Origin of the sequence: Caballeronia sp. NK8, from assembly GCF_018408855.1 — a bacterium.
In the GTDB taxonomy this organism is placed as follows: domain Bacteria; phylum Pseudomonadota; class Gammaproteobacteria; order Burkholderiales; family Burkholderiaceae; genus Caballeronia.
The window spans coordinates 868,015-891,633 of the sequence record NZ_AP024323.1 but is presented as its reverse complement, the minus strand read 5'-3'; the positions used below and the strand labels follow the sequence as shown (position 1 = coordinate 891,633).

Here is a 23,619-nt window from a genome sequence, read left to right as displayed (position 1 = left end):
GTTACGCTCCTTCGATGGACTGATGCGGCAGGCTGAGCGGACGTCGCGCGCTGCCGTCGGAAGGCTGCGAAGGCGAGCCCGGCAGAGCAGGACCATGACGCAGCAGCTTCAGCAGGTAGTAGATGCCGGTGCCGAACACGATCGTGTAGACGATCACGAACGCGAGCAGCGACACTCCGACTTGTTGCGCGGTAACGGGCGACACCGCATCGGCGGTACGCATCACGCCGTAGACGACCCACGGCTGACGGCCGGCTTCGGTCGTGACCCAGCCCGCGAGCAGCGTGATGAAACCGGTCGGACCCATCGCCAATGCGAAGCGATGGAACCAGCGCGCATCGAACAATGCGCGCCTGCGATGCAGCCACCACGCGGCCACCGACATCACGATCATCAGCACGCCCAGACCTGCCATCACGCGGAAACTCCAGAACACGAGCGTCGAGTTCGGACGGTCTTCCTTCGGAAATTCCTTCAGGCCGCGAATCTCGCCGTCCCAGCTATGCGTGAGGATCAGGCTGCCCAGATGCGGAATCGACACGGCGTACTTCGTGGTTTCGGCTTCCATGTCGGGGATGCCGAAGAGATTGAGCGCGGTGCCGCCTTTCTCGGTTTCCCAGATGCCTTCGATCGCCGCGATCTTCGCCGCTTGGTGTTCGCGCGTGTTGAGACCGTGCGCGTCGCCGACGAGCGCCTGGATCGGCGTCAATGCGAGCAGCAACCAGAGCGACATCGAAAACATCTTCCTGATGGCCGGATCGCGGCGGCCTTTCAACAGATGCCACGCGCCGGTCGCGGCCACGACGAGCGCCGCCACGATGAACGCCGCGATCGCCATATGTACGAGCCGGTACGGGAACGACGGGTTGAAGATGATCGCCCACCAGTCCACCGGCACGACGTGATCGCCTTCGATGCGAAAGCCCTGCGGCGTCTGCATCCAGCTATTGGACGCGAGAATCCAGAAGGTGGAAATGAGCGTGCCGATGGCGACCATCAGCGTCGCGCCGAAGTGCGCCTTCGGGCCGACCTTGTTCCAGCCGAACAGCATGATGCCGAGGAAGCCCGCTTCGAGGAAGAACGCGGTCATCACTTCGTACGTGAGCAGCGGCCCGGTGATGGGGCCGGCGAAAGTCGAGAAGCCGCCCCAGTTGGTGCCGAACTCGTACGCCATGACGACGCCCGACACGACGCCCATGCCGAAAGCGACGGCAAAGACCTTCGACCAGAACAGACACAGTTCCTTGTAGACCGGTTTGCCGGTTTTGAGCCAGGCGCCTTCGAGCACCGCGATGAAACTCGCGAGCCCGATGGAGAGCGCCGGAAAGATGATGTGAAACGAGACGGTGAACGCGAACTGGATCCGCGCCAGATCGAGTGCTTCGGGAGTCGAATGCATGATGACGTGTGCCTTGAAATTCACCCGCGCCCGCATGGCGAGGCGGCTTTGTCCTGTATCGGATCAGACGTGTAACGGGCCGGAGCTTAGCGCCATTTCGAGAAAGTGTTGCGCTGCGTCAGTGAATTCTCATTGCGCGCAAATGCCGCAGGCTCAAGGGTTTGGCGTGCGTATCGAATTGATTTTTTGGTGATTTCGAGATGAGCGGATGGTGCGATGCGGCAAGAGCGCGCAGCGGTTTTCGCGACAATCGACCGCACTGATCGAAACCAGAGCGCGCACGCCGGAAGAACTTTTACGATGCGCCGGCACGAGACGTGCGGTTTGCGCGGGTACCATAATGGCTTTTGAACACGCGCACCGCGTGGGCAGCAAGGAGAACCATCATGCGCCTCGATGACGAAGCGGAAAGTCGGAACGTCGAAGACCGGCGCGGCGGAGGCGGCGGGTTTCGGGTCGGCGGCGGATCGATCGGTATCGGCACGATCATCGTGGCGCTCGCGGCATCGTATTTCTTCGGCATCAATCCGATGACGATCATCAACGGCGCGCAGGTGTTGCAAGGCAACGCGCCGCAGCAACAGGCCGCGCCAAGCAATGCGCCGCCCGCCAACGATGCCGGCTCGGTGTTCGTGCGCCGCGTGCTCGGCAATACCGAGCGCACCTGGCAGCACATCTTCCGCGCGCAGTTCAATCAGGACTATCCGGCGCCGAAGCTCGTGCTCTTTTCGGGCGGCACGCAGACCGCTTGCGGCATGGGACAGGCGGCGATGGGACCGTTCTATTGTCCCGGAGACCGCAAGGTCTATATCGACCTCTCGTTCTATCGCGAATTGCGCGATCGTTTCGGCGCGAGTGGCGACTTCGCGCAGGCTTATGTGATCGCGCATGAAGTCGGGCATCACGTGCAGAACGTGCTCGGCATCATGGACAAGGCCGACCAGGCGCGCGCACGGATGACGCGCGAGCAGGCGAACGCGCTCTCCGTGCGCGTGGAATTGCAGGCGGACTGCTTCGCGGGCGTGTGGGCGGCGGTCGCGCAGCGCGAGAACGCGAAGCTGATCGAGCCGGGCGATTTCGAGCAGGGCTTGAACGCGGCGGCGGCGATCGGCGATGACCGCCTGCAACAGCAATCGCAAGGACGTGTCGTGCCCGAGGCGTTCACGCACGGCACGAGCGCGCAGCGTCAGCGCTGGCTGCGGCGCGGCATGTCGACGGGCGATCTCAGCCAGTGCGATACGTTCTCGGCCCGCGCATTGTAATGACGGCGACGGCATGTTCGGGGACGTTCCGCTCATCCCGAAATGGGCTATTCTGAATCGACGAAACACAGTTGCGCGCCGTCGATGCTTACAAACGCTGACAGTGCGTTCGTCTCAAATTCTTTAGAATCGCTAGTTTTTCCGGGGCGCGGCCAGCCGCGCCTTGTGATGTGACGGACCGCCGGATCGGCACACGCACCGGAACACTCTCCTACCTTTTCATGAAGCGAATTCTGGTCGTCAAAGTCACGTCGCTCGGCGATATCGTCGAGACGCTGCCGGTCGTTGCGGATTTGCGGCGCGCGTTTCCGTCCGCCAAGGTCGACTGGGCCGCCGACGCTGCCTTCGCCGATATCATCCGCTGGAATCCGGGCGTCGATCGCGTGCTGAGCGCGCCGCTGCGCAAGTTCAAGAAGGCGCGTAGCTGGAATGACCTGAAGGAAATCGGTGCGTCGATCGGCGAGCTTCGCGCGGAAAAATACGACGTGATCGTCGATATTCACGGTGTCTACAAGAGCGCGATCATCGCGTTCATCGCGCGTGGGCGGCGGCGTTACGGCTATCTGAATCAGGATCTCGGCGAGCGCGGCGCGGCCTTCGCGTACAACGCGCGCTTCGGTCCGCGTCCGCTCACAGATGCGTGGCGCGGCATGCGAGTGAGTGTCGCCGATGCGCTCGGTTATCGATTCGACGACACGCCTGACTACAACATTCGCCTTCCGGCAGTCACGCGCGATCTCGAGATTCCACGCGATACGCGCATCGCGATGCTGTTCCACGCGACATCGGCCGACGTCAAGAAGTGGCCGAAGGAACACTGGGCCGAGGTCGGCCGATGGCTCACCGCGCGCGGTTATTCGATCGCGCTGCCGTGGGGCACGGAACGCGAGCAGGGCGAGGCGCAGGCCATCGCCGCGCTCGTGCCGGGCGCGACCGTGCTGCCGAAGCTTTCTGTCGTGGAATGCGCGCACTGGATTCAGACGTCGGAACTGGTCGTCGGCACGGATACCGGTCTCGTGCATCTCGCGCATGCGCTGCAGCGCCGTACCGTCATGCTGTTCGCGGCGACGTCGCGCGAGCATTTCGGCATAAACGAACCGGGGCGCTCGGTTTCGGTCGGCGAGGAGGGCGCACCGCCCAATGTGCCGCAGGTGCTGGCCGCCATCGAAAGCGTGACGGGCGCGCCTTTGCAATTCGGCGAACGCGTTATCTCATAAAAAATTTTATGCGCATAAACCTGCCCGTCACGGTTCGGCGGTAGGAAGTCCATGCGGCGAGCGAAAATATCGGTGCGCTAACGTAAAACTTGCCGCATGACACTTGACGGCAAGCTCGGCAAGCACGACGATTGCAAAAAACACTTAAGAATCGTCCGATAAGATGACCGAAGAAACCGTCGTAGACGCGCGCCAGTCTCTGGTTCGCCTCGAACCATCCGAGATTCCGTTGGACACCGCGCTCGAATTCGCGATCGTCGCCGCCGATGGCGCGTTGCTGTTCGGGGCGGGCACCGTCGTGCCGGATGGCGCGTCGCGCGAATTCATGTTCCGGCACTTCGAGCCGCATCGCGCGATTCAGGAGCCGGCGCAGAGCGTGCCCGACGAAGACGCGCTCAAGGACGGTCAGTTGACGCTGGAGGATATCGGTCTGACCATCGGCGCACGGGTCGGCTTGCGCGGTACGGGCGGTACGGGGTCGGCCATGTACGCGAGCCGGGTGATCGGTTTTTCGACGCCGCGTCGCAACGGCGAGCGATCCCTGTTCGTGACACAGCCGCTGATGACCGGATTCGATCCGCTCGATCTGACGCTCGGCGAGCAGGTCGACCTCGTCGCGCTGACGGGGCGCGGCGTGTTCCGCTTCGCCTGCACGGTGGATGCAACCTGTCGCGAGCCGTTCAATTACGCGGTGCTATCGGCGCCGGGTGCGATCCGCAGACTGCGCACGCGCAAATTCGCGCGCATGCCGACGCGCCTCGCGGCGCATTTCGCCGCCGAAGGCGCGCCGGAAAGTGCACGTCAGTTGAGTCGCGTGAGCGATATCAGCCCGTACGGCATGTCGCTGACGGTCGCGAATCCGGCCGCGCGCGTGGGCGACCGCCTGCAACTCTCGTTTCAGTTCAAGACCGATGGCGTCGATGTGAAGATCGACACCATCGCGATCGTGCGTCATGTCGGGACGCTCGATCCCGCCGACGGCAGTGCGGCGTACGGACTCGAATTCGAATCGATCGAGCCGTCGCAACGAATCGCGCTGAAGTCGTTCATGGCCGAGCACAGCTAGGCCCGCGGGCTCAGTTTCCCGGAAATCCATCCGGAAAGAGCCGCTCGACCGCCGCTTCGAAATGCTGGACCGGCGCTGCGCCGCGCAAGGCGATCGGCGGCGGCGCTTCCTGACCGGGCGCCCCTTCGCGCGACAGCACCGCGAACGGCACGCCGGCCACGCCCAGCTTCTTCGCAAACTCTTCGTCTTCGATCACGAGATCGGTGTAGGTGCCGTCGTCGAGCGCTTCTTCGAGCATTTCGGGATCGATGCCGCAGGTCGCCGCGATATCGAGCAGTGCGTCAGTGTCGCCAATATCGATGCCTTCCTCGAAATACGCCTTGAAGATCGCGCGATGCACGAGGTCGAAGCGTCCGGATTCACGCGCGAACATCGCTGTTTCGAAGGCCTTGCGGCTGCGCGGCGTGACAGGCGGCATACGCATCGTTACGCCGCGCTCTTCCGCGAGCGGGCGGACCGAGTTTTCCCAGGATTCGACGATCTTGTCGCTGTTGGGATCGGCAAGCGGCGTAGGCTCGGGACGCAGCTCGAATGCATGCCAGCGGATTTCGATCGCATCGCCGTATGCGTTGCGGAATTGATCGAGCACGGGCGTTTCCAGATAGCAGAACGGACACACGAAGTCCGACCAGACGTCGATAAACAGAACAGGCGTGGATGCCATGTGAGCCTCAAAAGCGAACGGCGCATGTGCGCCGTTTGACTGAACCAGGCGAACGTCGCGCAGCGGCGACGGACGCAAAACCGGTATGTTAGCGCGAGCCGACCGTCGGCGTGCGCGTCCGGGTCGCGTCAGAAGCCGCCGTCGATCTCGATCCTGCTGCCGTCGAAGAAGCGCGACAGGCGAAAGGCGCGTGGATCGACGAGCGGCGCGTCGTTCGCGACGAGATCCGCCATCAGCCTGCCCGCGGCCGGCCCGATGCCGAAGCCGTGGCCGGAAAAGCCCGTCGCGATGAACAGCCCGGGTTTCCGGTCGACGCTGGAGATGACCGGCACGGCATCGGGCGTCACGTCGATGTAGCCGGCCCACGCCTGTTCGATGCGCAGACCGGCAAGCGCCGGGAAAAGCTTGCGGAACTCCGTGACCGCGCTCTGATTGAACGACTCGACGGGCTCGGGATCGAGCGTGCGCGCGGTTTCGAAAAGCGTGGGTCGATCCAGCGGCCAGCGGCGCGGCCGCCGCATTTCTTCGAAGAAGCGCGCGTTCAGGCCGAGTTTGATCGAACCGATCTGATTCTTCAGCGCGGGCAGGAATTTCGCGAACAGACGGAAACTGTCCGGTGTGATGTCGTGATGGCTGTGAAACGCGTTGGCGATGGTATAGCCGCCGTCGAGACGTTTGCGGTAGCCCATCTCCTGATTGCACGCGCTCACTTCCGGTCCGTTTTCCAGCGGGGCCGTGCGCATGACCGACGAACGCACCATGAGCTGCGGCACATCGACGCCGAGGCTCCCAGCGAAATATCGCGTCCACGCGCCGCCCGCGACGACCACGCTCGCGCAGCGGATGCGCCCATATTCCGTGACGACACCGCTGATCGTGCCGCCGCTCGTCTCGATGCCGCGCACCGCGCAGGGCGTCAGCACTTTCACGCCGCGTTCGCGCAGCGCGGCGGCCATGACGGGCACGGCGCGCTGCGGCTCCGCGCGGCCGTCGCTCGGCGTGTAGATGCCGCCCGCGAAGCGCCGCGAGGTGCCCGACATCAACGCAGCGGTTTCATCCGGCGAGACGATGCGCGAATCGAGCGCGTCGCGGCCCACGAGCGCGACGGCGCGCGCGAGCCAGGCTTCGTGATCGGCGAGGGCGTTCGGGTCGTCGGCGGCGTAGAGGATGCCGCATTCGCGATAGCCTGTGTCGATGCCGAGTTCGGCATCGATGCGACGCCAGAGCTTGAGGCTTTCGAGGCTCAGTTCGAGTTCGCGCAAGTCGCGATGCGTCGCACGGCACCAGCCCCAGTTGCGGCTCGACTGCTCGCCCGCGATAGTTCCTTTTTCGCACACGGCGACCGACAACCCTTTCTCTGCCAGCGCACGCGCGGTGCTGATGCCGATGACCCCGCCGCCGATGATGACGACATCGGCGTGATCGGGAAGGGTGCGGTCTTCGGGGATGCGTTCGGTGGGTGGGCCCATGTTATGTGGTGCTCTTTAGTATGGTTGTGGCGAGTTTTGCTGATTGCGCTGCGAGTGCCTGATCGATGTGTTCGCTCAGGTGATAGTCCGCTGTGACACGCGCTTCGCGGAGCGTCCTCAATGTCCCTCCAATTGCTTTCGAGAGCGCGTAATGTTCATCGCTCAGACTGATCATTGGATTGCACAATTGTTCGATGAGTTGTTCGTGACGGCCTCGCGCCTGACGCACGGTTCCGGGGGCACGCAGTCGCCGATGGAATGCGTAGGCCGCGTGGTACGCGCCGTAATATGCGCGGCTACAGACAGCACGAAACTGTGGTTCATCGGTCGCGTTGCGCATCAGTTCCTCCGCGCATTCGACGAGTTCTCGCGCAGTGCTGCTCATACGCTTGTTCCCGTGATGTTGACGCTGAACGCTGCGGTGTTGAAGTACGCGAGCTTGTCCTGCTCGAGCATCGCTTCGTGATCGATCTCCAGCGCGCGCTGGAACGAAACCGGGACGACCAGCTTGTAAGAGACGATGCGGCAAACGCCCTGCATGTATAAGACTTTAGGCCTGACCACGGGCCTCAATCGAAGGCGTCGCAATACATTTCCGGCGCAATCGAGGCGCTGGGCGATCTCGTCGTCGGTGACGGCTATCTCATTCATGATCGCGCGCGCCTGAATGACGTCCTGCGCCCACGCATCGTCCCATTCGACGCCCATTACCCGCCCGTCTTCAATCACCTCCGCCGTACGCCCGATCGCGCCAGCCAGAAACCCATACCGCGCGATGATTCCCATATCCCGATTTCGCGTCACGCCAAACTCGCGATACAACGCCTGCGCCGCCGAAAACAACCCAAGATTCAACCGCGTGATCATCCAGTTCTCGCGATTCACATCCGTCTCACCGAGCGCCACGCTGTTTCTGAACGCGGCCTCCGCGCCCTCGACATCGCCCGCGAGCGCGCGCCATGATCCCGTCAACTCCCACGCGGCGCACGCGTCCACGCGCATCAACTGATCGATGTCGTGTTTGATCGCGCGCCATTCGCGCGAGAGCGGGGTGACCTGCGATGTGTCGATGAAGCGAGCCGAAGCGCCTTGCAGCGCGTTGATGCGATCGACGATCTGATGCGTTTTCGGTTGCGGTATTGCGTTCATGCCAGTTGCCGGGAGATGCGAAAAGCGATGCCGTATCGGATGCGTGACCGACGCGAGCCTTATCGCGCATGGGTCAAAACGGCGGGTCAAGGCATGCTAAGTGAATCGCTCGTTTTTGACCATACGAATGAAATTGCCTCCCGGCAGCGGAATTGCGAACACCCGTCGCAAACGCCCGCCGCGCAAGGCACACCGGCGAGCATCGTCCGAACGGCATAAGCCGGTTGGCCAGCTTTGTGCGCCCGCTCGCGCGTTCCGCTACGATGCAGATCGATGCGCTTGCGGCAACCGCGCGGGCTATCGATAGACGCCGGAGCGGGCACGGCGCGTGCGGCTGGTTATCACCTGCAGGTCAACGCAGTTCCACTTCATCTTCTGGAGAACTCTCGTGCAAAAGACAGCATCGGCAAAATGGAGCGGCGGCATCAAGGACGGCAAGGGATTCATCTCGACACAGACCGGCGTGCTCAACGAAGCGCCGTATGGCTTCAAATCGCGCTTCGAGGAAGGTCCGGGCACGAATCCGGAAGAACTGATCGGCGCGGCGCATGCGGGCTGCTTCACGATGGCGCTGTCGCTGCAACTCGAACTGGCGGGCATGAAGGCCGAGAGCCTCGAAACCAAATCGACGGTCACGCTGGACAAGGACGGCGACGGCTTCACGATCACCGCCTGCCAGCTCGATCTGAAGGCGAAGATTCCCGGCGCCGATAAAGCCGCATTCGACAAGGCCGCGCAGGCCGCCAAGGAAGGCTGCCCGGTATCGAAGCTGTTCGCAGGCAATGCGAAGATCACGCTGAACGCCGAACTCGTGTCGTAAGCGGCCAAGCGGACGGGCCGATCACCCGCGCGTGAGTTCTTCGATGATCAACCGCGCGGGCGCCGGCAGCGTCGCGCCTTTTCGCGTCACGAGGCCGTACGGTTCCGTGCGCGAGCGTACCGCAATGGCGAGCCGCTTCGCAAGCCCGTGGGTTTCGAGGAACATCGCCATATCGAGCGGCATCATCGCGACGAGTGTCGGATCGCGTTGCAGCAGCAGGACGGTCGTGATGGTCGAGGCCGTTTCGATCGGATGAAGCGGTAGCGGCAAGCCCGCTTCCCTGAATTCGCGCTCATAGAGATTGCGGATCGGCATGATGGCCGGATAAACGATCCATCGGCTCGATGCGAGTTCGGCCAGTTCGACGCGCGGCGCATCGACGAGCGCGTGCGCGACGCCCGCGACGATCGCGAGCGGTTCGTCGCGCAATTCGACATAGTGATAATGGTCCGGCTGACGCGCGACGCTCGCGCGGCAGATGGCGACATCGAGCCGCCCCTGATCGAGCAGCGCGAGCAATCGCGCGCTCGTGTCCTCGACCACTTCGACGGTAAGCAGAGGTTGCCGCTCGCGCAGACGCGCGAGCGCATCGACGAGCACGCCTGACACCGCGCCGGTGATCGCGCCGATCGCGAGCCGCCCGCCCGTGCCTTGCAGTATTCCCGCCATTTCCTCGCGCAAGTGCGCGACGTCCATGTGGATCAGCCGCGCGTAACGGATCACGCAGCGCCCGAGTTCGTTCGGCTGGATGCCTTGCGCGGAGCGCGTGAAGAGCGTCGCGCCGAGCGTCGCTTCGACCTCGCGCAGCGCCTTGGTCGCGCCGGGCTGCGTGAGCGCCATTTCATCGGCGGCGCGATGCAGCGAGCCGTGATCGTCGAGCGCGATCAGAAGGCGCAGTTGCTTGAGCCGCAGGCGCGCGGCGATGGAATCGGCATTCGGCAGCATGGATCGAAGCGGCTAGGGGATGACGAGAAGATAACGGAAAGTTATCGCCAAGGCAGCAGCTTTCATTATCCAAGGGCGGACGGCTTCTCTACATTGTGGGCTTCCGTTCAACCTGTTCAAGGAAACCCCGACTCATGAAGCTGCTGCGATACGGCGCGCCCGGCCAGGAAAAGCCCGGCCTTCTCGATTCAACCGGCGCGATCCGCGACCTGTCCGGCGTGATCGGCGATATCGCCGGCGACGCGCTGCTGCCCGAATCGCTCGCGCGTCTCGCGAGACTCGATCCGTCGACGCTGCCGGCCGTGCCTGCGGGCGAGCGCATCGGGCCGTGCGTGGGGCGCATCGGCAAGTTCATCTGCATCGGCCTGAACTATGCGGATCACGCGGCGGAATCGAATCTGCCGGTGCCGTCCGAGCCGGTCGTGTTCAACAAATGGCTGTCGGCGGTCGTCGGCCCGAACGACGACGTTCGCATTCCGCGCGGCTCGAAAAAGACCGACTGGGAAGTGGAACTGGGCGTCGTGATCGGTAAAGGCGGCGCGTATATCGACGAAGCCGATGCGCTGAGTCATGTCGCCGGTTACTGCGTGATCAACGACGTGTCCGAGCGCGAGTATCAGATCGAGCGCGGCGGCACCTGGGACAAGGGCAAGGGCTGCGACACCTTCGGCCCGATCGGTCCGTGGCTCGTCACCGCCGACGAAGTGCCCGATCCGCACCGGCTGCCGCTCTGGCTCGAAGTCGACGGCAAGCGCTATCAGGACGGCAACACCAGCACGATGATCTTCAAGGTCGGCGAAATCGTCGCGTATCTTTCGCGCTTCATGAGCCTGCAACCGGGCGACGTCATCTCGACGGGCACGCCGCCGGGCGTCGGCATGGGACAGAAACCCGAAGCCGTCTATCTGCGCGCGGGACAGACAATGCGCCTCGGCATCGAAGGGCTGGGTGAACAACGACAACGCACGGTGAACGCATGAACCAATACGACTTCACGAATCGCGCAGCCGTGGTGACGGGCGGCGCGCAGGGCATCGGCTACGCGGTGGCGGAGCGTCTGCTCGAAGGCGGCGCGCGCGTCGCGCTGTGGGATCGCGATGAAGGCGCGTTGTCCGAGGCGCGCGCGCGTCTGGGCGACGTGCAAACCGTGCTCGTCGATCTGACGGATCGCGATGCGGTCATTCAAGCCACGTCGCGCACGCTGGAGCGCTTCGGGCAAATCGACGTCCTCGTGCACAGCGCGGGCATCGCGGGCGCCAACGCGACGGTCGCCGAGTACGCGCCGCAAGAATGGTCGCGCGTGATCGACGTCGATCTGAACGCCGCGTTCCACGTCAATCAGGCGATCGTCCGGACGATGATCGCGCGCGGCTACGGGCGTATCGTCAACATCGCGTCGATCGCGGGCAAGGAAGGCAATCCGAACGCATCGGCCTATAGCGCGGCGAAGGCGGGCGTGATCGCGCTCACCAAGAGCCTCGGCAAGGAAACGGCGGGGCTCGACATCGCGGTGAACGCCGTGACGCCCGCTGCCGCGCGCACCAAAATCTTCGAGCAGATCAAGCAGGAACACATCGACTACATGCTGTCGAAGATTCCGCGCGGGCGCTTCGTCGACGTGAAGGAGATCGCGGCGATGGTCGCGTTCCTGGCGTCCGCCGAGAACTCGTTCACGACGGGCGCGGTGTTCGATCTTTCCGGAGGACGCGCGACGTACTGATCAACGCGGCATCGCAATAACAATTACAGGAGACAACCACCGTGGATTCCATCGCCGCCCCGCGCGAGATTGAGCACGACGACGCCCAGATTTACCGCAAGGTGTTCTGGCGCTTCGTGCCGCTGTTCGTCGCGTGCTTCGTGTTCTCGTATCTCGACCGCATCAACATCAGTTTCGCGAAGCTGCAGATGCAAAGCGAACTCGGTTTCTCCGACGCGATGTACGGCTTCGGCGCGAGCGTGTTCTTCGTCGGCTATTTTCTGTTCGAGGTGCCGAGCAATATCGTCTTGCATCGCGTCGGGGCGAAGCGCTGGATCGCGCGGATCATGATCACGTGGGGCATCGCGTCGGCGTGCATGATGTTCGTGCGTACCGATACATGGTTCTACGTGCTGCGTTTTCTGATCGGCGCGCTCGAAGCGGGCTTCGTGCCGGGCGCGCTGTACTTCTTCACGAAGTGGTTTCCGTCGTCGCGGCGCGGACGCATCAACTCGTTCTTCATGGCGTCGATCGCGCTGTGCGGGATCATCGGCAGTCCGCTCTCGGGCGCGATCATGAAGTTCTGCGACGGCCTGAACGGCATGCCCGGCTGGCAATGGCTCTTTCTGCTCGAAGGCATTCCGTCGGTGGTGCTCGGCTTCGTCGTGCTCGCGTTCGTCGATGACGAAGTCGATCACGCGAAATGGCTCGACGCCGGCGAAAAGCGCGCGCTGAAAGCGCAACTCGCGAGCGATCCGAAAGTCGGCGAAGTGCATTCGCTGAGGGCCGCGTTCAGCGAGCCCGTGACGCTCGTGATGGCGCTCATCTATCTCTTCCTCGCGATGGGCATCTACGGTCTCGTCTTCTGGATGCCGCAGCTCGTGAAGACCGCCGGCACCAGCGACCCGTTCATGATCGGCCTGATCTCGATGTTGCCGTACGCGGTCGCGGGCATCGGCATGATCCTGATCGGCAGGCATTCGGACCGAACCGGCGAGCGGCGCTGGCATCTCGGCGCGTGCGCGCTCGCGGGCACGGTCGGTTATGTGCTGTGCGGCTTCTTCCCCGGCAACACGGTGATGCTCGTGATCGGCCTCACGATCGCGGCGACCGGCATCATCACGTCGCTCGGGCTGTTCTGGATTCTGCCGACGCGCTTTCTCACCGGCATCGCGGCGGCGAGCGGCATCGCGCTGATCAATTCGGTCGGGCAGTTCGGCGGCATCATCAGCCCGTACATGGTCGGCAAGGTGAAGACGATGACCGGCAGCGCGACGCCCGGTCTCTACGCGATCGCGTTCGCGTGCCTGCTCGGCGCGATGCTGATCGTCTGGGGCCTGCCGCGCCGTCTCTACTTCCGCGAGAGCGGCAGCGAATGACGGTCTTCAGCGCGCCTGGCCGTTCTTGCGGGCGGCCTTGTGCGCGTACATTTTGCTGTCGCTCGACGCGAGCAGGTCGATGACCGACGCGTGCCGCTGCGCTTCGAAGCGCGTCTGACCGACGCTGAAGCGAATCCGATAGCCAGGCGACGATGCCGCGTCGCGCGCCGCCAGCGCATCGCGCAGGCGCTCGAGCGCGTGGCGCGCGTCGTCGTCGCCGGCGTCGGTCAGGAGCGCGACGAACTCGTCGCCGCCCAGCCGCCCGATCACATCGCTTTCACGCAGCGACTCGCGCAACGCGGTCGCGAAGATCGTCAGCGCGCGGTCGCCTTCGGCATGGCCGTAGGTGTCGTTGATGCGCTTGAAATCGTCGAGATCGAAAAACAGCAGCGACGCGTCGCGGCCCATGCGCTTGCAGACATTCAGCGCGTGCTGCGCGAGCGCCTCGAAACCGCGCCGGTTGGCGATCAGCGTCAGTTCGTCGACGGTCGCGAGTTCGATCGCCGTGATCTCCTGTTCGACGATATGCGCGAGGTCGCGCAGCAATCCGCATTGCTCCGTGTCGAGTTCGCGCGGACGCGTGTCGATCAGGCACAGCGTGCCGAGCCGCATGCCGTTGGGCACCGAAAGCGGCTGGCCCGCATAGAAACGGATGCCCGGACCGCCTGTTACGAGCGGATTGTCGTGAAAGCGCACGTCGGCGCGGGCATCGGGGATCATGAAGACGTCGTCGTGCAGGATCGCGTGTCCGCAAAAGGAGATATCGCGCGATGTCTCCTGTGCGTCGAGACCCGCGCACGACTTGAACCACTGCCGGTTTTCGTCGATGAGGCTCACGAGCGCGATCGGTACATCGAACAGGCGGCGCGCGAGGCGCGTCAGGCGGTCGAAGCGCTCTTCCGGCGGAGTGTCGAGGATTCTGAGCGTACGCAGCGTGGCGAGGCGGGCGGGTTCGTTGACGGGTATCGGTGCGACGAGCATGTGTCTCCGGTTCCTGGGCTTGACCATCGAAAGCGCTATTCTCCGACAATTACGCGATAGATTCATCCGCTGACGTTCGAACGCGCGGCGGGCCGCGTTTTCGCTATCATGCCGATGGGCTGCGGCCTTATTGCGGCCGTTTGCGGCCGTTTGTCACGGCAATCTCTTCGCACGCCCGGCGCTCGAGCGGGTCCGACGCATTCGGCGCGCTTTGCAGACCTGCGGCCACCTCGCATGAGCCGACGATCCCCTTCACCCGATCCGCCCGGAGCGCCGATGAAATTCAAGCTGGACTGGACCCTCGTTACCCCGATTCTCGCGCTCGCCGTGCTCGGCGCGACCGCGCTGATCCACAGCACCGCGCTGATCGTGCTCGCGGCCGTGGCGCTCGCGTTCGCCGTGTTCGCGGCCGTGCATCATGCCGAAGTGGTCGCGCATCGCGTCGGCGAGCCGTTCGGCACGCTGGTGCTGGCGATCGCGGTCACGGTGATCGAGGTCGCGCTGATCGTCTCGGTGATGCTCTCCGGCGGCCCTGAGAAAGCGGGCCTGCCGCGTGACACCGTTTTTGCCGCGATCATGATCTGCAGCGGCGCGATCGTCGGCTTGTGTCTGCTCATCGGCGGCTTGCGGCATCACGTTCAGGACTTTCAGCTGCAAGGCGCGAGCGCCGCGCTCGCGATGCTCTGCGCGCTTTCCGTGCTCACGCTCGTGTTGCCGAATTTCACGAGCACGGTCGTGGGTCCCGCGCTGTCTACGTCGCAGCTGATCTTCGTCGGCGTGATCTCGCTCGTGCTGTACGTGACCTTCGTGTTCGTGCAGACGATCCGCCATCGCGATTATTTTCTGCCCTTTACGCCGCCGGTCGTGGCGGGCGCTCTGGACGAAGAAGAGGCGCCGCACGCGCCGCCGCCAAGCAACGGCGACGCATGGCTCGCGCTCGGCTTCCTGATGTTGTCTCTCGTCGCGGTGGTCGGGCTCGCCAAGCTCCTGTCGCCGGCGGTCGAGGCGGGTGTCGCGGCGGCGGGCGCGCCCGAGGCCGTGGTCGGCGTCGTGATCGCCGCGCTGGTGCTGCTGCCGGAAGGCTTGGCCGCCGTGCGCGCGGCGCGCCTGAACCGCCTGCAGACGAGCCTGAATCTCGCGCTCGGCTCGGCGCTCGCGAGCATCGGCCTGACGATTCCGACGGTCGCGGTCGTGTCGATCGTCATCGGCCAGCCGATTTCGCTCGGGCTCGCACCCAAGGAAATCGTCATGCTGGCGCTCACGCTGCTCGTGTCCGTCATCACGCTCGGCACCGGGCGCTCGACGGTGCTGCAAGGCGTCGTGCATCTCGTGATTTTTGCGGCTTTCCTGTTTCTTTCGGTCGTGCCTTGATCGGCGTCGTGCGGCGAACCGTGTGGTTTTGTTACCATTCCCGGTTTTTCGCGCGACGCTTCGCTCCAGGTCGCGCGACGTTTCGCCGTCTCATCGAAAGTCACGAAGGAAAAGCATGTCATTCAAGAAGTCCGCGTCGCTGGCGTTGCTGGCTGCGCTCACCGCTGTTTCGTTTTCCGCGCAAGCCAAAGAGATCACGCAAATCCGTTTTGCCGTCGATCCGTCCTATCCTCCGTTCGAATCCAAGCAGTCCGATGGCAAGCTCGCCGGCTTCGACATCGATCTCGGCAATGCCCTGTGCGCGCAGATGAAGGTCAAGTGCGTGTGGGTCGAAAACAATTTCGACGGCATGATTCCCGGCCTGAAGGCGCGCAAGTTCGACGCCGTGCTGTCCGACATGGGCATCACCGAAGAGCGCCTGAAGCAGATCGATTTCACCGATCCGCTCTACGATACCCACGCCCAGCTCGTCGCGCGCGCAGGCTCCGGCATCCTGCCGACGCCGCAAGCGTTGAAGGGCGAGCGCGTCGGCGTGGAGCAGGGCACGGTGCAGGAGCGTTACGCGAAAGTGAAGTGGGAGCCGCAAGGCGTGACGGTCGTGCCTTACGGCGATCAGGAACAGGTCGAGGCCGCTCTCGTCGCGGGCCGCATCGACGCGATGTTCACCGACGCCGCGCAGGCCGCGATCGGCTTTCTGAAGAAGCCGCAGGGCAAGCCGTTCGCGCTCGTCGGTCCGATCGTGGAGGATCGCGCGATCATCGGTCCGGGCACGGCCATCGGCCTGCGCAAGGGCGACGCCGATCTGAAGAACGGCCTGAACAGCGCGTTTGCCGAGATCAGGAAGAACGGCACGTTCAAGCGCATCATGGCGAAGTACTTCGAGACGGACATCTCGATCCAGTAAGCGTTTTTTTCCGACGCATTCGACCGGAAAGGCATCGCGCGCGATGCCTTTTCTTTTCGATGAGAGATTTTCGAAGATGCAGGTTCATCATCATCGGCTCGTCGGTGCGGCGCTCGGCACTCAGCGCGCGATCACGAGTTACGGTTTCGGTCCGCAAGACGGCGATGCATCGCGCAAGGTGTATATCCAGGCGTCGCTGCACGCGGACGAATTGCCGGGCATGGTCGTCGCGTGGTATCTGAAGCGGCGCTTCGCCGAGCTGGAAGCGGCGGGGCGGCTGACCGCGCGCGTCGTGCTCGTGCCGGTCGCGAATCCTGCGGGGCTGAATCAACACTGGTTCGGCGCGCAGATGGGCCGCTTCGAACTGCGCTCGGGTCAGGATTTCAACCGGCGCTTTCCCGAGTTCGGGCCCGCACTGGCGCTCGATCTGAAGCATCGCCTGACGGGCGACGCCGCGCACAATGCGCGGCTCGTTCGCGCCGCGCTGCGCGGACATCTGTCGGCGCTGCAGGCGGCCTCCGAGCTCGAATCGCAACGCATCGAACTGATGAAGCTCGCCTGCGATGCCGATCTCGTCATCGACCTGCATTGCGACTGGGAAGCCGTCGCGCATCTCTATACGACGCCCGACGCGTGGCCCGCGATCGAGCCGCTCGCGCGCCATCTCGGCTGCGAGGCGCAATTGCTCGCGGATGTGTCCGGCGGCGAGCCGTTCGACGAGGCGTGCGCGTCGGCGTGGCGCTATCTGCGAGGCGCGTTCAACGACCGTTTTCCGATTCCGATGGGCACGATGCCCGTCACGCTCGAACTGCGCGGTGTGCGCGACGTGTCGCACGATATGGCGGCGCGCGACGCGCAGGCGATCGTCGCCTATCTGACGCATATCGGCATGATCGCGGGCGAGGCGCCGGAGCCGCCGCCGCTGCGTCATCCCGCGACGCCGCTCGCCGGATGCGAGTACGTGCATGCGCCGATATCGGGCGTGATTCTGCATCGGCGGGAAATCGGCGAGACGGTGCGCGCGGGCGACATCATCGCGGAAGTGCTCGATCCGCTCGACGACCGGCTCGTGCCGCTCGTCGCGCAGACCGAAGGCGTGCTGTACGCGCGCCACTGGACCCGCTTCGCGACGGCCGGAATGCTGGTCGCGCGCATCGCGGGCCGCGACGCGGCGCGCACGGGCGATCTGCTTGTGCCCTAGCGGTTACCATAGGTTCGGCCGGTTTCACGTCATGGAGAACAAGAAAACATGCTGAAGAACATCGATCCGCTGCTCAACGCCGACATCCTGCACGCCCTCTGCGCGATGGGCCACGGCGACGAAGTCGTGATCTGCGACGCCAACTTTCCCGCCGATTCCGTCGCGCGCCAGACGGTGCTCGGCCGTGTGCTGCGCGTGGACGGCGTCGATGCGCCGCGCGCGGTGCGGGCAGTGCTGTCGGTGCTGCCGCTGGATACGTTCGTCGATCATCCCGCTGAGCGCATGGAAGTCGTCGGCGATGCCGCCGCGCTGCCTGTCGTGCAGCGCGAAGCTCAACGCGAAGTCGATGCCGCCGAAGGGCGTGTGGTGCCATTCGCGTCGATCGAGCGTTTCGCGTTCTATGAGCGCGCGAAGCAGGCGTATTGCGTGATTGCGACCGGCGAGACGCGCGGATACGGCTGCTTCATCTTCAAGAAAGGCGTGCAACTGGCGCCGGACGCGCCGCGGCAAAATCGACCAGATGCCTAGGGAATACCCTGTTGCTTTTTTGAGAATTTGTTGCAATGCAGCGTGAAAGGCGTATAGTCAGGGTTATCCCCTAGCTACTTACCCTGAGAGACGCACATGAAAACCACCACTCAACAATCCTTGCTCGTTTCGTTCGGTTCCTGGCTGCGCGCTTCGAAGGCTGCGGTGCGTCGTGAGTGGAACCGTGCGCTGCAACTGCATCTGCAGAACTGCGAGATTCTCGTCGAATCGTATCGCCGCAAGTAAGCAGCGCGCGACGCAAACCCGGTCAAGGGCATCCAGCAACGCCCCGGAAGCGAAAGGCTTCCGGGGCGTTGTCGTTTGTGCGCTGCCAGTTTCGACGTTCGAAGCCGCTTGACATGCAACCATATGGTTGCATAATGCGTTCATGGATGACGATTCGGTTTTTCGCGCGCTTGCGGACGCGAGCCGCAGGCAATTGCTCGACCGGCTGCACGCGGAGAATGGCCAGACGCTCGGCGATCTGTGCGACGGCCTTCGCATGACGCGCCAGGCCGTGTCGAAGCATCTCGCGATACTCGAGGCCGCGAATCTCGTGTCGACACAGCGCCACGGGCGCGAGAAACGTCATTTCCTCAATCCGGTGCCGATCCACGAGATCGCGCAACGCTGGATCAGCAAGTTCGAGCGTCCGCGCCTGGACGCTTTGTCCGACCTGAAACGCACGCTTGAAGGAGACGATCATGAGTAGCGACACGTTCGTGTATGTCACTTACATCCGCACGACGCCCGGGAAGCTGTGGGAAGCGTTGACGACACCGGAATTCGTTCGGAAATACTGGTTCGGCATGCACCAGGAATCCGACTGGAAGGCCGGCTCGTCATGGAAGATGCTGTTTTCCGACGGACGCGTCGCGGATGCCGGCGAGGTGCTGGAAGCCGAGCCGGGCCGGCGCCTCGTGCTGAAGTGGCGCAACGAATTTCGCGAGGATCTGAAAGACGCGGGATATTCGCGCTGCACCTACGAACTGGAGCAGCAGGGCGAAGCGGTGAAACTCACCGTCACGCATGTGAGCGAGAGCAAACCGTTCATCGAGGCCGTGTCGGGCGGCTGGCCGAAGATTCTGTCGAATCTCAAGTCGTTGCTGGAGACGGGCGCCGTCGCGCTGACGACGAAGTAGCCGCGCAATGAAAACGGCGCGCTGTCCTTTCGGGCAGCGCGCCGTTTGCGTTTCAGCCGATGCAGCCGCCGGTCAGATCGCCCAGCCGCCGAGATAGAACACCGCCAGCACGACCGCGATCGCCACCGTGCCGACATTCAGCTTGCGCCATTCACCCGCGACGATCCGGCCGATCACGAGCGTGGTGAAGCCGAGCATGATGCCCGTCACGATGTTCGCCGACAGCACGATATACACCGCGCAGACAAGGCCGGACATGGTGTCGACGGTGTCGTCGAAGTGCAGCTTGCTGACGTTGCCGAGCATCAGCAGGCCGACGTACATCAGCGCCGGAGCGGTCGCGTAGGACGGCACGAGTGCTGCGAGCGGCGAGAGGAACATCACCGCGAGGAACAGCACGCCGACGACCGTCGCCGCCAGACCCGTCTTCGCACCCGCCGCCACGCCCACCGACGATTCGATGTAAGCCGCCGCCGGCGCGCCGCCGAAGCAGGCCGAGAAGATCGAGCTGAGCGAATCGGCGGTCAACGCGCGGCCGCCGTTGACGATGCGCCCGTTCTTGTCGATCTGGCCTGCCTGGCCGGCCACGGCGCGGATCGTGCCGGTCGCGTCGAACACGGCGGTCATCACCAGGGCGAGCACGCTCGGCAATACGGCCATCGAGAGCGCGCCCTTGATGTCCATCGCGCCGATCAGCGACGCATGACCCGGCGCCGACAGCGCGGGCCACGCGAACACGCCGTGATAGCGCACCGACGGATCGAACATCAGGCCGATCACCGACAGGCCGATCACCACCAGCAGGATGCCGCCCGGCACGCGCCGGCGCTCCAGACCGAAGATCGCCGCGAGGCCGAGCACCGACATCAGCACCGGAAAGGCCGTGATATGTCCGAGCGACACCGGCATGCCGGGCGCGGGATTCTTGATGATCAGGCCGACATCGTTCGACGCGATCAGCAGCAGGAACAGCCCGATGCCGATGCCCGTGCCGTGCGCGACGCCGGTCGGCAGATTGCGCAGGATCCACGAGCGCACGCCGGTGACGGAAATCGCCGTGAACACGACGCCCATCAGGAACACCGCGCCGAGCGCGATGGCGGGCGTGAGGCCCTTGCCGAGCACGAGCCCGAACGCCGTGAAGGCGGTCAGCGAAATAGCGCAGCCGATGGCGATCGGCAGACGCGCCCAGACGCCCATCAGCAGCGAGCCGAATGCGGTCGTGAGGCATACGGCGACGAACACCGCGCTGGTGTCGAAGCCAGCCTTGCCGAGCATGCCCGGCACGACGAAGACGGAATAGACCATCGCGAGGAACGTCGTGACGCCCGCGACGACTTCAACCTTCTGGGTGCTGCCGGTTTTGGAAATGCCGAAGTAGCGATCGAGAAAGCCGCCGTTTCCGGACGGAACACTGTCCTCTCGTTCTGTGGGGGTGATGTCGATATCGCCAAGCTGCTGGGCGGAGGATTCCAACATGACTGCTCCTTTATCAGCACGCTGAAACGAAACTCCGTGCGCCGCGCATCAGCACGTCGGGCACTGCGGGTCCGTCGTCAGGGTCGTCTCGTATGTAGTTCTGGATGGTGCCGAGTGACGGGCGTTAGCGGCTGCACTCGGTCAGGACAGAGACTAGGGGAACAGAACGCGGGGTCCAATCCCATGAAAAACATGCCGGTCATGCCGAGGGGCTTATATGGGGCGAATCCCGCGTGGGGCGGGGCTCTCGCGAGACCGGAACAAGGCCGGACTAGGGCAAACGCCTAGGCCGGCCAGCGGCGTTATTTTACGCGATTGGCGTTGTGCGCCGCATCATTGAATCACGCGCGACACGCCGCGTCCGCGCGGGTCGGACATCGGTTCGGGCTTGTCGCCGTCGATGCGGATCGCCTGAATGTCGCCGTTGAAACCCTGCATCGTGAACTTGTAGCCCTTCGCTTCGAGCTGCTTCACGACCTCGGGGTCGAGTTGATGATACGGCTCCTGATAGATCGTGTTCGGCGGCAGCAGTTGATGGTGGAAGCGCGTTGCGCCCACGGCGTCGGCGAGCGGCATCTCGAAGTCGTACACGTTCGTGATGACCTGGAAGATCGACGTGAAGATACGCGATCCGCCCGGCGTGCCGATCACCATCGCGACCTTGTCGTCCTTCGTGAGGATGGTCGGCGTCATCGATGAAAGCGGACGCTTCTTCGGCGCGATGGAGTTCGCATCGCTGCCGACGACGCCGAACATGTTCGGCACGCCCGGCTTCGACGCGAAGTCGTCCATCTCGTCGTTGAGCACGACGCCGGTGCCTTCCGCGACCACGCCCGCGCCGAAGTAGCCGTTGATCGTGTACGTATTCGAGACCGCGTTGCCCCATTTGTCGACGACGGAGTAATGCGTCGTTTCCGCCTTCTCGGGCATCGACGTGCCGAGTCCCGGCTGCACGCTCTTGGTGTCCGAAGGCTCGTCCGGATTGACTTCCTGCGCGCGCTTCAGGATGTAGTCGTCATTGGTGAGCTGCGCGACCGGCACCTTGTAGAAATCGGGATCGCCGAGATACTGAGCGCGATCCGCGAACACGCGCTTCTCGATTTCCGCGACGAGGTGAATGTACTGCGCGGAATCGAGCGGCACGTTCTGGAACTTGTCCTTGAGATCGGCCTTCATCTTCAGCAACTGCACGAGGCCGATGCCGCCCGAGCTCGGCGGCGGCGCGGTGATCACGCGATAGCCGTTCCAGCTCGCGGTGATCGGCTGACGCCACACGGCCTTGTAGTCCTTCAGGTCGCGCTTGGTGATGAGGCCGTGGCCTTCCATCGACTTCGCGATCAGCTCGGCGGTCTCGCCTTCGTAGAAGCCTTTGGACCCCTTGTCGGAGATGCGTTGCAGCGTCTTCGCGAGATCGGGCTGCTTGAAGACTTCGCCCGCCTTCATGCCGCCGAAATACAGATCGAAGTTGGTCTTGCCGGCGAAATCCTTCGACGCGTCGTCGCGGCGCTTGACCAGTTGATCGTCGACGACGAAACCGTCCTGCGCGTACTTGATCGCGGGTGCGAGCACCTGTTTCCACTTGAGCTTGCCGAAGCGCTTCTGCGCTTCCCACATGCCGTCGACGGTGCCGGGCACGCCCACCGCGCGATGCCCGAACAGGCTCATGCCTTTGATGACCTCGCCCTTGTCGTCGAGATACATGTTGCGCGTGGCGGCGAGCGGCGCGCGCTCGCGGTAGTCCAGAAAGTACGGACGATGATCGACGTAGAGCGTCATGAAGCCGCCGCCGCCGATATTGCCCGCTTCCGGATAGGTGACGGCGAGCGTGAAGGCGATCGCGACGGCCGCATCGACCGCATTGCCGCCGAGCTTGAAGATCTGCTCGGCGGTATCGGCGGCGTATTTGTCGGCCACCGCAACGGCCGACGCGGTGAGGACCTGCGGCTGGCTGTCGGCGGTTTTCGCGTAGGCCGGCGCGGTCTCGACGAATCCCGCCGTCATGAGCGCGGACGCGACGAAGGCGCCGAGCGCGAGGGAGCGGAAGCGCGGTTTCTGGTTGACGGACATCTCCTGCGTTCTCCTGTGTTATCTGCGACGAAAGACCAGACGCTTATATACCACGCGGCACGCCGCGCGAGGATCACGGCATCAGTTGGCCGCCGTTCACGTCGATTATCTGTCCGGTCACATAGCGCGACATCGCTTCGGACGCGAGATAGAGGAACGCGCCGCTGCAATCGTCGGGCTCGCCGATGAAGCCCATCGGAATCGACTTGCGGAACGACTCCAGTTGTTCCGGCGTGGTGAAGCGCTCCTGAAACGGCGTCTGGATCACGCCGGGCGCGACGGCGTTCACGCGGATGCGATCGGGCATCAGTTCCTTCGCCATGCCTTTGGTGATCGTGCTGACGAAGCCCTTCGAGGCCGCGTAGAGCAGCGCGCCCGGGCCGCCGCCGTTGCGCGCCGCAACAGACGTCACGTTGATGATCGAACCGCCGCCGCCCGAGCGCAGCGACGGCAGCGCCGCGCGCGTGAACGCGACGACCGAGCGCGCGTTGATGTGCATGATCTCGTCGAAGAGTTCGTCGCTGACGGAGGCGATCGGCTCGCGCTTCACGAGGCTGCCCGCGTTGTTGATGAGCACGTCGATCTTGCCGAAGCTGTCGACGACCTGCGCGACGGCGGCGTCGATCGCCTTCGAATCGCGCACGTCCGCGCCGACCGTGATCGCCGTGACGCCGAGCGCGCGCACGTCCTTCGCGACTTCTTCGGCCTTGTCTTTCGAGCTGTTGTAGTGCACCGCGACATTCGCGCCGTACTGCGCGAACGCGCGCGCCGCCGCCGCGCCGATGCCGGTGCTCGCGCCCGTGATGAGGATCGACTTGCCTTTCAGATCGTGCATGAATGCTCCGTGTGGATGGGAATTGGCAACAAGCAAGAGTAT

24 protein-coding genes are annotated in these 23,619 nt (G+C 64.0%); 14 read left to right on the top strand and 10 right to left on the bottom strand.

Annotated elements, in window-relative coordinates; all coding sequences use genetic code 11:
* Position 1: 1 nt before the first annotated feature.
* Positions 2-1,399 (bottom strand): cytochrome ubiquinol oxidase subunit I, encoded by a 1,398-nt coding sequence (locus NK8_RS18810; protein WP_213228890.1) that lies wholly within the window; start codon positions 1,397-1,399, stop codon positions 2-4.
* A gap of 386 nt (positions 1,400-1,785) precedes the next feature.
* Between NK8_RS18810 and NK8_RS18805 the strand changes: the two genes are divergently transcribed.
* From NK8_RS18805 to NK8_RS18795, 3 genes are all read left to right on the top strand, one after another.
* Complete coding sequence (locus NK8_RS18805) at positions 1,786-2,661, top strand: neutral zinc metallopeptidase (protein ID WP_162067589.1); 876 nt, start codon at positions 1,786-1,788, stop codon at positions 2,659-2,661.
* 221 nt (positions 2,662-2,882) lie between these two features.
* A complete protein-coding gene (gene waaC / locus NK8_RS18800) occupies positions 2,883-3,878 on the top strand; it encodes a lipopolysaccharide heptosyltransferase I (protein WP_213228888.1) in 996 nt (331 codons plus the stop codon).
* 163 nt (positions 3,879-4,041) lie between these two features.
* The gene (locus tag NK8_RS18795; protein ID WP_213228886.1) at positions 4,042-4,944 is read left to right on the top strand and encodes a flagellar brake protein; all 903 of its coding nucleotides are present in this window, start codon (positions 4,042-4,044) and stop codon (positions 4,942-4,944) included.
* Positions 4,945-4,954: 10 nt separating this feature from the next.
* Here NK8_RS18795 and NK8_RS18790 read toward each other — a convergent pair whose 3' ends face one another.
* From NK8_RS18790 to NK8_RS18775, 4 genes are all read right to left on the bottom strand, one after another.
* Positions 4,955-5,608 (bottom strand): DsbA family protein, encoded by a 654-nt coding sequence (locus NK8_RS18790; RefSeq protein ID WP_162067586.1) that lies wholly within the window; start codon positions 5,606-5,608, stop codon positions 4,955-4,957.
* 128 nt (positions 5,609-5,736) lie between these two features.
* Positions 5,737-7,077 carry an FAD-binding oxidoreductase gene (locus tag NK8_RS18785; RefSeq protein ID WP_213228884.1) on the bottom strand — a complete coding sequence of 447 codons (1,341 nt, stop codon included), beginning with the start codon at positions 7,075-7,077 and terminating at the stop codon, positions 5,737-5,739.
* 1 nt (position 7,078) lies between these two features.
* Positions 7,079-7,462, bottom strand: a complete 384-nt coding sequence (locus NK8_RS18780; RefSeq protein WP_213228882.1) for a hypothetical protein — start codon at positions 7,460-7,462, stop codon at positions 7,079-7,081.
* Positions 7,459-8,226: a hypothetical protein gene (locus NK8_RS18775; RefSeq protein WP_213228880.1), complete on the bottom strand. Its 768-nt coding sequence runs from the start codon at positions 8,224-8,226 to the stop codon at positions 7,459-7,461. The genes NK8_RS18780 and NK8_RS18775 overlap by 4 nt, the downstream gene beginning before the upstream one ends.
* Before the next feature lie 388 nt (positions 8,227-8,614).
* Here NK8_RS18775 and NK8_RS18770 point away from each other — a divergent pair, with 388 nt between their 5' ends.
* Complete coding sequence (locus NK8_RS18770; RefSeq protein ID WP_008353150.1) at positions 8,615-9,046, top strand: OsmC family protein; 432 nt, start codon at positions 8,615-8,617, stop codon at positions 9,044-9,046.
* 21 nt (positions 9,047-9,067) lie between these two features.
* On the opposite strand, the gene NK8_RS18765 is transcribed toward NK8_RS18770, so the two are convergent.
* Positions 9,068-9,991: a LysR family transcriptional regulator gene (locus tag NK8_RS18765; RefSeq protein WP_213228878.1), complete on the bottom strand. Its 924-nt coding sequence runs from the start codon at positions 9,989-9,991 to the stop codon at positions 9,068-9,070.
* A gap of 134 nt (positions 9,992-10,125) precedes the next feature.
* On the opposite strand from NK8_RS18765, the gene NK8_RS18760 reads away from it, so the two are divergent.
* The 3 genes from NK8_RS18760 to NK8_RS18750 are packed head-to-tail and all read left to right on the top strand — an operon-like array spanning position 10,126 to position 13,069.
* Positions 10,126-10,971, top strand: a complete 846-nt coding sequence (locus NK8_RS18760) for a fumarylacetoacetate hydrolase family protein (protein WP_213228876.1) — start codon at positions 10,126-10,128, stop codon at positions 10,969-10,971.
* Positions 10,968-11,711, top strand: a complete 744-nt coding sequence (locus NK8_RS18755) for an SDR family NAD(P)-dependent oxidoreductase (RefSeq protein ID WP_213228874.1) — start codon at positions 10,968-10,970, stop codon at positions 11,709-11,711. The genes NK8_RS18760 and NK8_RS18755 overlap by 4 nt, the downstream gene beginning before the upstream one ends.
* A 41-nt stretch (positions 11,712-11,752) precedes the next feature.
* Positions 11,753-13,069, top strand: coding sequence for an MFS transporter (locus NK8_RS18750; RefSeq protein ID WP_213228872.1), 1,317 nt, complete (start codon positions 11,753-11,755; stop codon positions 13,067-13,069).
* Between the two features lie 6 nt (positions 13,070-13,075).
* Here NK8_RS18750 and NK8_RS18745 read toward each other — a convergent pair whose 3' ends face one another.
* On the bottom strand, positions 13,076-14,050 hold the full coding sequence (locus NK8_RS18745) for a diguanylate cyclase (protein WP_213228870.1): 975 nt from the start codon (positions 14,048-14,050) through the stop codon (positions 13,076-13,078).
* Positions 14,051-14,326: 276 nt separating this feature from the next.
* Between NK8_RS18745 and NK8_RS18740 the strand changes: the two genes are divergently transcribed.
* The 7 genes from NK8_RS18740 to NK8_RS18710 all read left to right on the top strand — a co-directional run bounded on the left by NK8_RS18740 (position 14,327) and on the right by NK8_RS18710 (position 19,196).
* A complete protein-coding gene (locus NK8_RS18740) occupies positions 14,327-15,421 on the top strand; it encodes a calcium:proton antiporter (RefSeq protein ID WP_213228868.1) in 1,095 nt (364 codons plus the stop codon).
* A gap of 115 nt (positions 15,422-15,536) precedes the next feature.
* On the top strand, positions 15,537-16,325 hold the full coding sequence (locus tag NK8_RS18735; RefSeq protein ID WP_213228866.1) for an ABC transporter substrate-binding protein: 789 nt from the start codon (positions 15,537-15,539) through the stop codon (positions 16,323-16,325).
* 76 nt (positions 16,326-16,401) lie between these two features.
* Entirely contained in the window at positions 16,402-17,526 is a 1,125-nt protein-coding gene (locus NK8_RS18730) for a succinylglutamate desuccinylase/aspartoacylase family protein (protein ID WP_213228864.1), read from the top strand.
* 48 nt (positions 17,527-17,574) lie between these two features.
* Positions 17,575-18,054 (top strand): RbsD/FucU family protein, encoded by a 480-nt coding sequence (locus tag NK8_RS18725; protein WP_213228862.1) that lies wholly within the window; start codon positions 17,575-17,577, stop codon positions 18,052-18,054.
* 96 nt (positions 18,055-18,150) lie between these two features.
* Positions 18,151-18,300 (top strand): hypothetical protein, encoded by a 150-nt coding sequence (locus NK8_RS18720; RefSeq protein WP_162067573.1) that lies wholly within the window; start codon positions 18,151-18,153, stop codon positions 18,298-18,300.
* A 142-nt stretch (positions 18,301-18,442) separates the two neighbouring features.
* Positions 18,443-18,766: a helix-turn-helix transcriptional regulator gene (locus NK8_RS18715; protein WP_061174978.1), complete on the top strand. Its 324-nt coding sequence runs from the start codon at positions 18,443-18,445 to the stop codon at positions 18,764-18,766.
* Positions 18,759-19,196 carry an SRPBCC family protein gene (locus NK8_RS18710; protein WP_213228860.1) on the top strand — a complete coding sequence of 146 codons (438 nt, stop codon included), beginning with the start codon at positions 18,759-18,761 and terminating at the stop codon, positions 19,194-19,196. The genes NK8_RS18715 and NK8_RS18710 overlap by 8 nt, the downstream gene beginning before the upstream one ends.
* Before the next feature lie 72 nt (positions 19,197-19,268).
* On the opposite strand, the gene NK8_RS18705 is transcribed toward NK8_RS18710, so the two are convergent.
* The 3 genes from NK8_RS18705 to NK8_RS18695 form a co-directional block, all read right to left on the bottom strand.
* The gene (locus tag NK8_RS18705) at positions 19,269-20,675 is read right to left on the bottom strand and encodes an NCS2 family permease (protein WP_162067571.1); all 1,407 of its coding nucleotides are present in this window, start codon (positions 20,673-20,675) and stop codon (positions 19,269-19,271) included.
* 333 nt (positions 20,676-21,008) lie between these two features.
* Positions 21,009-22,742 carry a gamma-glutamyltransferase gene (gene ggt, locus NK8_RS18700; protein ID WP_162067570.1) on the bottom strand — a complete coding sequence of 578 codons (1,734 nt, stop codon included), beginning with the start codon at positions 22,740-22,742 and terminating at the stop codon, positions 21,009-21,011.
* 73 nt (positions 22,743-22,815) lie between these two features.
* Entirely contained in the window at positions 22,816-23,577 is a 762-nt protein-coding gene (locus NK8_RS18695) for an SDR family NAD(P)-dependent oxidoreductase (RefSeq protein WP_213228858.1), read from the bottom strand.
* Positions 23,578-23,619: the final 42 nt, after the last annotated feature.